This window comes from Cesiribacter andamanensis AMV16 (genome assembly GCF_000348925.1).
In the GTDB taxonomy this organism is placed as follows: Bacteria; Bacteroidota; Bacteroidia; order Cytophagales; family Cyclobacteriaceae; genus Cesiribacter; species Cesiribacter andamanensis.
This window is the reverse complement of record NZ_AODQ01000036.1, coordinates 26,272-35,521: the sequence shown is the minus strand read 5'-3', so window position 1 is coordinate 35,521 and position 9,250 is coordinate 26,272. Positions and strand designations below refer to the sequence as shown.

The window sequence follows — 9,250 nt, the reverse complement described above, 5'->3', positions numbered from 1 at the left end:
CCCGCAGCAGGTCCAGGCACTTGCGGCCGCTGCCCTCCAGATAGGCCAGNAGGCGCCGGCTGTTTACATCCGGTTCCTGCTCCGGAGGGGGTGCCAGCAGCGGCTCCAGTTCCGATAGGGGGACCAGCCGGCTGGCCTTACGTTGCCTGCGGTTCCAGAGGTGTTTGGCAATGCCCAGCAGGTAGGCTGCCGGGGCGCTGCGCAGCTGAAGATCCGCCTCGGTTTCCTTTTCAAAGTAGCACAACAGGGCATCCTGAAAGATGTCTTTGGCATCCTGCAGGGAACCGCCCATGCGGCTCACAAAACGGGCAGTGAGCGGAAAGGCCTGTTCGTATAGTTCCTCAAAGCGCTTTTCCCGCTGCAGAGCGGCCTGAGGAGGGGGGAGGTAAGGTACTGCATCCATAGTAGGGGTCTTTAGCCATATGTGCCCTATACGGATAAGATATCACCTTTTAAGGCAAGATTTATTTTTTTGTGGGGAAAGTTGGGCTCCGGCCACTCCTGCATAGGGCTGTTTAGCCACTCCTATGGGCCAGTGAATTAAGGAAGGGGGTAAGCGAGTATTTTTATACTGATGTAACGAATCGTGTCCCAGGTCTGTGAGCCTGGCCGGCCGCACCACAGACCCTGGAGATACAGGTGAATTTAGAGTTAATTTGGTATTACAGGAGGGTCTATCCAGGGGAAGAGGGTGCAGATCTGCACTACCCCCCCCCAATAGCGGCAGCTCTACCTTGTTTAGGTTTGTACGCCCCCCGGAGTGGGATTTGCATTTTGGGAGCTACTGCTTTTGGAGCAGTGCTGGTTGTGCCTTTGAGAAGGAGAGCTCCCAGCGAGAGAGGCTGGTGCATTAGCAGTCTGCGGGTGTTTACGGCTGTTGGGTGGCGCTAGGTGTGCTCCATTCGCCTGCAGCTTCAAAGAGGAACAATTCTTCCGAACTGCCGGGCAGGCAGATGCTGCCCTGCCGGCGGAACCCTATCTTCTCCAGCAGGCGAATGGAGCCCTCATTTTGCTGGCTGGTGATGGCAAGGATGCGGCCCAGGCCCAGCACCTGACGGGCATAGGTTAAGGTGGCGGAGGCACTTTCCAGCGCATAGCCCCGGCCTTCAAATTGGGGCAGCAGGGCATAGCCCAGGTCTACATCGGGCATGCCCTCCCGCCTGATGAGCCCAGCTATGCCTACCGGCTGCCTGCTTTCCTTCAACTCCACCAGCCAGAAGCCAAAGCCCTGCTCCTGATAGCTTTTCAGAATACCGTTGAGCAGGTACTGTTCGGCCTGGGCCACCGTTTTTACAGCCCGGTCGCCAATGTGCTGCAGCCAGCCGGGTGTATTGAGCAGGGCCAGCATAAAGGGGGCATCGGCCAGGCTCATCTGGCGCAACAGCAGGCGCTCGGTTTCCAGAATAACCTTCATAGTAGCAGGAATGTGGGTTGTGACCGGGAAGGGGATAGGTCAGGCCTTCTTCAGGAATTCGGTACGCAGCACTACAGAGCTTTTGCCAATGCGGCACTCCACTTCCTGGGGGCTGTCGGTCAGGCGAATATTTTTGATCACTACACCGCGCTTGAGGGTGGCAGACATGCCTTTTACTTTCAGGTCTTTGGTTACATGTACCGAATCGCCGTCCTGAAGCAGGTTGCCGTTGCTGTCTTTTACGTCCATTTTCTAACGTTATTGAGAAAGGAAGGGGGTGCTGCACACGGGGTACAGCCGGCCAAAGGTCGGGTTAAAAATCGGCTTTGCCAATTGCGCCTTCGCTCCTCTTTGCCCGGGCAGTAGCGGCAGGACTTATTCACAGATCTGGTCAAGCCACCAGTGGTCAATGGTCCCCTCCGGGCTTATGTGAAAAACAGCGCCCACCGGGCAGCCATCTGGGCCGGTGGAATCCACCAGATAGTGGTAATCAAATCCCATATTGATGGGATCGCCCAGCAGCCGGCTGAGATAGGCTGTATCGGCCCCTGCCGGAAAGCGGGCTACTACCTGCTTCAGGCTCTGATAGTCCTGTTGCTGGCGGTACTGCCGGCCCCAGGCCTGGATATCCTGCTCAGCGCTACAGCCTGTCAGTAGCAGCATTAATATGGGAAGTAGGCGCATGCTCATGCGTGTTTGACATCGTACCAAAGCTGAACCAGTCCCGTAGGGTACGTGATGCTTTGTTTGAATGCAATCTCCTGCTCCGGCGCCCCTTCCCGAAATAGCCGGATGCCGCTGCCCAGCAGCTGCGGAATTACCGATACAATGATACGGTCAATTAGCCGGTGGCGCAGCAGCTCAAGGACGATCTGCCCACCCCCATCGCAGTAAATACCCTTGCCCGGCTGCTGCTTCAGCTGGCGGATCAGGGCTACCACATCAGCATGGTAGCGGGCATGGGCTTCGGTGCCTGTTCGGCTTTTGGAGATTACATAGACTGCTTTATCAGCATAGGGCACCCCCTTGCCAAAGCCCAGTACAATATCGAAGGTGCGCCGGCCCCAGATCACCGTATCGATGTTCTTCAGAAAATCGCTATGCCCGTAATCTTCGCCCGGGCGCTCTACCTGGCTTAGAAAATCCAGGTTGTCATCTTCTGTAGCAATGTAGCCATCCAGGCTCATGGCGATATAGAGGGTTACGGTTCTGCTCATAGGGTGGGTGAAAGGATAGGTGCTATAGGGGATATTCCCTCGGCCAGGTCCTCAGGACCGGGGCTGGAGGTGTTGTTTGAGGATGGCGGTAATCCACCACACATTTCCGTAGGGGTCGGTTACGCCGCAGGTGCGGCCATAGTCCTTGTTGCTGAGCTCCATCAGCGTGGTGGCGCCCTGTTTGAGTGCCTGCCGGTGGGTGGCATCTGCATCGGCTACATATACAAACAGATTGGCCGTTTGCGGTTTCCACTGCTCACTGGCATCGCTTAGCATCAGCGTACTGTTGCCCAGCTGCAGCTCGGCATGTTGTACCCTGTCGCTACCCTCCTGCAGGTGGTGAGCGGTAAGCCTTGCATGAAATACCTTCTGGCAAAAGGCAATAAAGCCGGCTGCTCCTGCAATTATTAAGTAAGGCATAACGGTCTGATGGCCGCTTGGAATTTCCATAGTAGTGAAGGGGTTTTTGGTGTAGTAATATAGCAAAGATAGCCGGAGCAAGTACCCCCAAAGTGGAAAAAACCGGCCTTAAAGTCCCGCCAGCTTGTGGCAGATGCCTTGCTGGAAAAGAAGAACCTAGGCAAATGGCCGGAGAATTTCCGGAAATCGTACATAAGATGTGACTGCTTGTAAAAGCCACAGTTCAGCGCAGTATCGGTCAGGGAGCTATCCGACTGGCCATAGGCATCCATGGTGCTATGAAAGCCCGGAATGCGGGAAAATCTGGCCGTATCAGCCTTCAAAATACAAAAGCTGCTGCACAGCACCAGGCCTACAGTCGGTGGGTACCCCCTGACGGGGCTTAGCTCTCTTCGCCGGCTTTGGCGAGCCAGGCCTTCACAACATCAGCAAGGGCTGCTTTTTTAGCTTCAACATCGGCCATGCCTGTAAATGTTGCAATGGCTCTGTCTGGAGCAGCCCAGTCCAGCAGGCCACTGGCATCTTCGATCAGGTAGCCCTTGCCCAAAGGTGCTTTAGCTTTTGCACCCCTATGGAAGATCAATCGGATGGAGTCCCTGCTCTTGAGGTTGAAGGTAATGCGATCTTCCTGCTGCAGGCAAAAGCTGGGCGCATTCCATTTGATGTGCTCATTCAGCTCGGGCTTGGCTGCAAGAATAAGGGCCCTGACAACTTCTATTTCCTGTTTGAGGGGGTGCTCCAGTTTGTCTAAGAAGTGGCGGACTGCCAGTGGGCCGCTCTCTTGTGATGCTTTTTGAAAGGCCATTGGGAAATGTTTTTTAACGACTAAGAAGGGGTGATGCCTGGCACTGCAGGCATCAGATCGGTTAAGTCAGGCTGGACGTATTCGCTACAGGAGCAGGTGCTGGATGTAGTATTATCTGCAGTTTTTCCATCTTATGGTAACAGCGGTATGAGGTGAGCAGGATGGCCCAAACCAGCAGGGGAAAGAAGGTTTGTATCTGCAGCCCGTCTACCGCCCAGTGGCTCATAAAAGCTGAAAGCATGGTAAAGGTAAAACCGGCATAGGCCCATTCCTTTATAGTACCGCGCAGGAAGGGAAGCAGCAGTACCAGGGCGCCAGCCACTTTAAAGAGGGTGAGCAACACCCTGAAATAATCGGGATAGCCCAGGTGGCGAATGCCTTCTACGGCCAGCTCGGTATGTGAGGTGAGGGCGGGCATTACCCCTTCAAACAGCACGATGATCCCGGTGCTGATCCAATAGATGGTTTTGATACTCGTTGCAGATTTCATAGGGGGTATGGTTTGGATTGCGATATAGCAAAGATAGGGCAAGCGGAGAAGGCAAAAGGGGTGTGAATCTGCCATCCTAAAGGGGTAATTGCGACAAGCTCGTTGAAGTGCTTTTAGACTTGGTCTTCAAGCAGTGAATGGCTTCTTTTCTACAAGCAGCTACTCCATTATTTCGATTGGTCGGCCCGTTTCCAGTAGGTGACGGTGGCCAGATAACCGGCCCCACTCATAAGCAGGAGAATGAGGTAGCTCCAGATATCAAGCTGTGCCTTATACTCACCGCCGGCCCCGCTATAGAGCCCGGGCACTGCCCAGGGAAAGTAATAGCCCCAGCCGGCCGAGGCAATCACCTGGGAAAATACCAGCGTAAGGGCTACCACCCCCAGGGGCGCCAGGTAGCTCTTGCCCCAGAGCGCAAAAACCGCAAGGGGGGTACCCAGCAAAAGGGTAAGCAGGCTGGTAACCCCATACACCCACAACTGTGCATGCAGGCCCGATCCAGTGGGGGCTGGCAGGTCGAGCAGCAGGCTGATCAGGCCGCCCAGCAGCAGGTTGGAGAGGGCCAGCGCACAGCACCAAAGCAGATAGAGGCAGAACTTGGCATTGAGGATGCGGGTGCGGGAGGTCGGCAGCGCCAGCAGGTCCTTGGCTGTTCCTTCCGAGTATTCCCGGCCAAATAGCCAGCTGGCCACAAAGCCAAAGAGCAGAATACCCCCTACACCAATCGCCTGGGTAAGGATGGTGGCGTACGCATCCCAGCTGGCCACCATGCCCATGAGCTGTGCTTTTGCGCTGAGGGCTCCCTCTTTTGCCATGGCATCCGGATTTTTAAGCATGAGCATAAACACCGCACCCATGAGCGGCGCCAGCGAAAAGGCAACAAAGCTGGCCCACACTATGGGGGAGCGCCTAAGCTTGAGGAGTTCTGCCGAAAGGGCATTGAAAAGCCTGCCATAGGGGGTTAGGAGCGGATGGTGCGTAAAAAGAAATGTTCCAGGTCTTCGGTAACCAGCTGCAGCTGCCGGGGCGGCAAGCCTTCCCGTACCAGCAGGCTGGCCAGCTGCTCGGGCTGCTGCAGGGCCTGGGGATTGCTGATCTCAACGGTATTGTCAGGGCCGGCAACGGCTGCTGTGTAGTGGGTAGCCAGCAGGGCAAGTGTCGCAGCGCCATCCCGGGTCTGAACCACCACTTTTTTCTGCAGCCGTTGGGCCAGCTCGGCCGTGCTCAGTTCGGTGACAAGCCTGCCCTGGTGAATAATGCCAATGCGGTTGGCTATTTTGGCAATCTCACCCAGAATGTGGCTGGACAGGAACACCGTGGTGCCGCCGGCTGCCAGCTCGTTCAGCAGGGCACGCACTTCTACGATGCCTTCGGGGTCCAGGCCGTTGATGGGTTCGTCCAGGATCAGCAGCCGGGGCTTGTGCAGCAGCGCTTTGGCCAGGCCCAGCCGTTGCTGGTTGCCCATGGAAAGCACTTTGGCTTTTTTGGTCCGGTAGGGGCTAAGTTTTAAGCGGTCAATCACCTCATCGATCAGGGCGGGCTGCTTTAACTGTCGCAACTTGTAGTAGATCTTTAAGTTCTCAGCTACGGTAAGCTCAGGATAGGCAAAGGGGGTCTCCACCAGGTAGCCAATGTCGTTCCACTGATTGAAGCCGGTGTTCAGCTCCTGGCCAAATAGCCGGATGTTTCCGCTATCGGGCCGGATCATGCCCAGCAGCATGCGGATGAGCGTGGTTTTGCCTGCGCCGTTCAGGCCCAGAAATCCCCAGATCTCTCCCTCCTGTACCTGAAGGGAAACAGCATCGCTGGCCGTGGTACTGCCAAATGATTTGCATAGCCTATAGGTGCTGATAATATCCATCAGGATGCTTGAAATAGGATGGTTAGGTCCCTTTTGTAGAAAGAAGGGGATAGGTGAAATGGAAAATGCGCTGGCCCTGTGCATCCGTAGCCCGGTAGAAATCCAGGGCATGCAGATCTTCCTCTTCTGCCTGTACAAATACTTCTTCCATACCTTTTTCTCTGGCGTAGGCAATGGCTGTGGCCATCAGTTCCCGGCCAATGCCCTGCCGCTGCCTGCTGGGTGCTACGGCCAGGTCGTAGACGTAGAGCAAGGGGGCCGTGCTGTGGTATTGCGGTAGCGTAAAGGCGGTGAGTCCACCAATCACCTCGCTCCCTTCCATTGCCACAAACACATGAAAACTCTCCTGTAGCAGGAGCTGCTGCAGGTAGGAAGTCGCTGGCAGGGGAAGCGGGGGCAACTCAAACACCTCTTCAAACAGCTTGATCAGGGCTGTAAACTCCTCTATTTCCTGAGGGCCTACTCGTTTGATAATGCGGTTCATAGGCGTATTCCTTAAAGGGGTTAAACTGCTCAGCTCTTTGACAAATGTGCCAGAATAGCAGGGAAGAAACCGTATATCAGGAGCAGGAAAGCGGTTACCTATTCGGCAGCGGCTTGCGCTTCAGCTCCTTTTCGTAAAGGGCAATCCATTGCTGCGGATGTAGCTTCTCTGCCAGCTCACCGATCAGCGCATAGGGAATCCGATCGGGTTTCTTAAAGCGGATGCAGCTCTTGCCCATGTCCAGCTTATGGTTGCTGTGCAGGGGATAGGTTGCCGTAAACCAGCTCAGCAGCTGCGGATCGGCATAGAGGCCCATGTGGTACAGGGCGATGAAGTTCTTCTGCGAGGCTATGCTGATAAAGGGCAGCGGTAGTTTGGGATCGCAGTGGTAGCCGGCCGGGTAGCGGCTGTGGGGCACTACATAAGCGATCATGCCATAGTTGATGCATTCTTCAAAACCCGGGGGCAGGTGCTGCTGCAAGGTGCTGCGCAATTGCTGCATGGGCGCCTGACGGTCTGCGGGCAGACTGCTTATGTACTCGGCTGGCGATAGGGCGGTAAGGTGCATAAGGGGGTAGGAGGTTGAGGTTAAAGGCCAGGAGTTGGGGCGGCGGTTCAGGCCCGGACCGCATCTTGTTGGGCCGGAAGGGGGTGGCGGAAGAGCAGCACACCATAGCTCAGAGCAAAGAGTCCATACAGGCCGGTCAGCCCCCAGAACAGGGGATGCGCACTGGTGCCTGCCCACAGGACTTTGACCAGTGCCAGCGCCCCGATCATAAAGTGGCTGAAGTTGGCAACGGCAATGGGGCGGTTGTAAATGCCGCCTATGCGTCCGCCTTTGCTCATCCAGTTGAGCATGCCAAAGCCAAAGTAGAGGGCACCCAGCAGTTGCAGCAGCAGGGGGTAGGGTGGGGCAGTTTCCAGCCCGGCAACCGCCAGCACTTCATCTGGGAGAAAGGAGAGAAGTACGCCGCCAGCCATCAGGCATAGGGCACAGAGGGTCATCAGAATTTTTGTTGTCATGGCCGGGCTGAAAGGATTTAGCAGTGTCTTTCAGGACACCGCAGACAAGGTAACAAAAAATCTCAATCATTTCTGTAGAAAGGCATGTTGGAGCAGAGGCATTCTCAGGTGTGTGCTGATGCATGGAGCATCCATGCCTGCCTGCGCTCAGGAAAGCAAGGGCATCCCCATGGTTGGTTCGCAGTTGTACATTTGCTATGTGCGGAATTCTCCTCCTCTGCAAGATGCCAGTCAGTGTACGTACAAGTATGCTATTTGAGAATCAGTGCTGAAACATTCGACCGGGGATTAGTAGTTTATACTCATATTTTACTACCATGAGATACAAAGGCCGAAGATCCAGTACAAATGTAGATGACCGCAGAGGCATGTCCGGGGGCAAGATAGCCGTTGGGGGCGGCATAGGCGGGGTTATCATGTTGGTAATCTACCTTCTGATGGGGGGAGATCCCGGGGCACTGCAGGATCAGGGAGGGCAGCAGGGCCAGTACAATAGCTCTGGCACCTACGAGCCTACCGCTGAAGAGCAGGAACTCTACGAGCTGGTAACCGTAACGCTGGCCGATACCGAGGAAGTTTGGCATGAGATTTTCCGGGAACGAAATGCCACCTATCAGGAGCCTACCCTGGTGGTGTTTACCCAGGCGGTACAATCGGCCTGCGGCTCGGCCAGCGCGGCTACGGGTCCCTTTTACTGTCCGCTCGATCGGCAGGTATACATCGATCTGAGCTTTTATAACCAGCTGCGCCAATTGCGAGCGCCCGGCGATTTTGCCATGGCCTATGTGATTGCCCATGAGGTGGGCCACCATGTGCAGAACCTACTGGGCATCTCCGATCAGGTGCAGGCGCAGCGGGGCCGTATTTCACAGGAGGAGTATAACCAGTTATCGGTCCGGCTGGAGCTGCAGGCAGATTTTTTTGCCGGCCTCTGGGCGCATCATGCCCAGGATAAGTTCAATATTCTGCAGGAGGGTGATATTGAGGAAGCCCTTGGGGCGGCCAATGCCATTGGCGACGACCGTCTGCAGCAGCAGTCGCAGGGCTATGTAGTGCCCGAATCCTTTACCCACGGTACGTCTGCCCAGCGCGTTCGCTGGTTCCGCAAGGGCTTTGAATCGGGCCGGTTTGAAGAAGGGGATACGTTTAATACACCAAATCTGTAGCCGCCTGTAGCAGGCCTGTGTTCTTTACCAATGGATAGCATGCTATGCCCCTGCCGGCAGCTGACAATTGCTGACAGAAGCGCTTATCAGGGGGTGGGTTGACCTTGCGGATGTAACTGATCAGCATACCAGCGATGGGGATTATCGGCAACATACCTGGCGATGGTTAGGTAGGATTGCTCGCTGCGGATGATGTGTTCCCAATAATTACGTTGCCACAATCTTCCCCGAAAGGGGGGCCATCCCTCTTGTTTCACCCCGCGGATGTAGTCATTGGTGGTCATGGTTTTAAACCATTGTACTATCTGGTGAAGGGGTGATGGGGTGGAGCAATCATTTGGGTTTGGGCAGACATACAGGTCTGCCCAGA

Annotated in this window: 13 protein-coding genes and 1 pseudogene; 1 reads left to right on the top strand and 13 read right to left on the bottom strand. The window is 55.4% G+C overall.

Annotated features, from left to right (window positions below; translation table 11 throughout):
- The 13 genes and pseudogenes from ADICEAN_RS08705 to ADICEAN_RS08645 all read right to left on the bottom strand — a co-directional run.
- Nucleotides 1–292: RNA polymerase sigma factor (locus ADICEAN_RS08705; RefSeq protein WP_449384784.1), on the bottom strand; the 292-nt coding region annotated here is incomplete at its 3' end.
- Nucleotides 293–868: 576 nt separating this feature from the next.
- Nucleotides 869–1,414: a GNAT family N-acetyltransferase gene (locus tag ADICEAN_RS08700; RefSeq protein WP_009195208.1), complete on the bottom strand. Its 546-nt coding sequence runs from the start codon at nucleotides 1,412–1,414 to the stop codon at nucleotides 869–871.
- A 39-nt stretch (nucleotides 1,415–1,453) separates the two neighbouring features.
- On the bottom strand, nucleotides 1,454–1,663 hold the full coding sequence (locus tag ADICEAN_RS08695) for an alkylphosphonate utilization protein (protein ID WP_009195207.1): 210 nt from the start codon (nucleotides 1,661–1,663) through the stop codon (nucleotides 1,454–1,456).
- 126 nt (nucleotides 1,664–1,789) lie between these two features.
- Nucleotides 1,790–2,098, bottom strand: coding sequence for a hypothetical protein (locus ADICEAN_RS08690; RefSeq protein WP_152426362.1), 309 nt, complete (start codon nucleotides 2,096–2,098; stop codon nucleotides 1,790–1,792).
- A 2-nt stretch (nucleotides 2,099–2,100) separates the two neighbouring features.
- A complete protein-coding gene (locus ADICEAN_RS08685) occupies nucleotides 2,101–2,631 on the bottom strand; it encodes a dihydrofolate reductase family protein (protein WP_009195205.1) in 531 nt (176 codons plus the stop codon).
- Nucleotides 2,632–2,682: 51 nt separating this feature from the next.
- Entirely contained in the window at nucleotides 2,683–3,081 is a 399-nt protein-coding gene (locus tag ADICEAN_RS08680; RefSeq protein ID WP_009195204.1) for a VOC family protein, read from the bottom strand.
- Nucleotides 3,082–3,433: 352 nt separating this feature from the next.
- Nucleotides 3,434–3,856, bottom strand: coding sequence for a DUF1801 domain-containing protein (locus ADICEAN_RS08675; protein WP_009195203.1), 423 nt, complete (start codon nucleotides 3,854–3,856; stop codon nucleotides 3,434–3,436).
- 61 nt (nucleotides 3,857–3,917) lie between these two features.
- Entirely contained in the window at nucleotides 3,918–4,346 is a 429-nt protein-coding gene (locus ADICEAN_RS08670; protein ID WP_009195202.1) for a DoxX family protein, read from the bottom strand.
- A gap of 167 nt (nucleotides 4,347–4,513) precedes the next feature.
- Nucleotides 4,514–5,269 (bottom strand): annotated as a pseudogene (locus tag ADICEAN_RS08665) (ABC transporter permease); the annotation flags it as partial.
- Nucleotides 5,270–5,307: 38 nt separating this feature from the next.
- Nucleotides 5,308–6,207 (bottom strand): ABC transporter ATP-binding protein, encoded by a 900-nt coding sequence (locus tag ADICEAN_RS08660; RefSeq protein WP_009195200.1) that lies wholly within the window; start codon nucleotides 6,205–6,207, stop codon nucleotides 5,308–5,310.
- 22 nt (nucleotides 6,208–6,229) lie between these two features.
- On the bottom strand, nucleotides 6,230–6,691 hold the full coding sequence (locus ADICEAN_RS08655) for a GNAT family N-acetyltransferase (protein WP_009195199.1): 462 nt from the start codon (nucleotides 6,689–6,691) through the stop codon (nucleotides 6,230–6,232).
- Nucleotides 6,692–6,785: 94 nt separating this feature from the next.
- Nucleotides 6,786–7,259, bottom strand: a complete 474-nt coding sequence (locus tag ADICEAN_RS08650; protein WP_009195198.1) for a DUF1801 domain-containing protein — start codon at nucleotides 7,257–7,259, stop codon at nucleotides 6,786–6,788.
- Between the two features lie 47 nt (nucleotides 7,260–7,306).
- On the bottom strand, nucleotides 7,307–7,714 hold the full coding sequence (locus tag ADICEAN_RS08645) for a hypothetical protein (protein WP_009195197.1): 408 nt from the start codon (nucleotides 7,712–7,714) through the stop codon (nucleotides 7,307–7,309).
- Nucleotides 7,715–8,031: 317 nt separating this feature from the next.
- On the opposite strand from ADICEAN_RS08645, the gene ypfJ reads away from it, so the two are divergent.
- Complete coding sequence (ypfJ, locus tag ADICEAN_RS08640) at nucleotides 8,032–8,880, top strand: KPN_02809 family neutral zinc metallopeptidase (RefSeq protein WP_040396574.1); 849 nt, start codon at nucleotides 8,032–8,034, stop codon at nucleotides 8,878–8,880.
- The last annotated feature ends 370 nt before the right edge of the window (nucleotides 8,881–9,250 follow it).

Excerpts from the sequence above, each read along its gene's own strand:
- ADICEAN_RS08700 (WP_009195208.1), bottom strand. The coding sequence starts at position 1,414 with ATGAAGGTTATTCTGGAAACCGAGCGCCTGCTGTTGCGCCAGATGAGC.
- ADICEAN_RS08645 (WP_009195197.1), bottom strand. The coding sequence starts at position 7,714 with ATGACAACAAAAATTCTGATGACCCTCTGTGCCCTATGCCTGATGGCT.
- ADICEAN_RS08690 (WP_152426362.1), bottom strand. The coding sequence starts at position 2,098 with ATGCGCCTACTTCCCATATTAATGCTGCTACTGACAGGCTGTAGCGCT.
- ADICEAN_RS08685 (WP_009195205.1), bottom strand. The coding sequence starts at position 2,631 with ATGAGCAGAACCGTAACCCTCTATATCGCCATGAGCCTGGATGGCTAC.
- ypfJ (WP_040396574.1), top strand. The coding sequence starts at position 8,032 with ATGAGATACAAAGGCCGAAGATCCAGTACAAATGTAGATGACCGCAGA.
- ADICEAN_RS08660 (WP_009195200.1), bottom strand. The coding sequence starts at position 6,207 with ATGGATATTATCAGCACCTATAGGCTATGCAAATCATTTGGCAGTACC.
- ADICEAN_RS08650 (WP_009195198.1), bottom strand. The coding sequence starts at position 7,259 with ATGCACCTTACCGCCCTATCGCCAGCCGAGTACATAAGCAGTCTGCCC.
- ADICEAN_RS08680 (WP_009195204.1), bottom strand. The coding sequence starts at position 3,081 with ATGGAAATTCCAAGCGGCCATCAGACCGTTATGCCTTACTTAATAATT.
- ADICEAN_RS08655 (WP_009195199.1), bottom strand. The coding sequence starts at position 6,691 with ATGAACCGCATTATCAAACGAGTAGGCCCTCAGGAAATAGAGGAGTTT.
- ADICEAN_RS08670 (WP_009195202.1), bottom strand. The coding sequence starts at position 4,346 with ATGAAATCTGCAACGAGTATCAAAACCATCTATTGGATCAGCACCGGG.
- ADICEAN_RS08675 (WP_009195203.1), bottom strand. The coding sequence starts at position 3,856 with ATGGCCTTTCAAAAAGCATCACAAGAGAGCGGCCCACTGGCAGTCCGC.
- ADICEAN_RS08695 (WP_009195207.1), bottom strand. The coding sequence starts at position 1,663 with ATGGACGTAAAAGACAGCAACGGCAACCTGCTTCAGGACGGCGATTCG.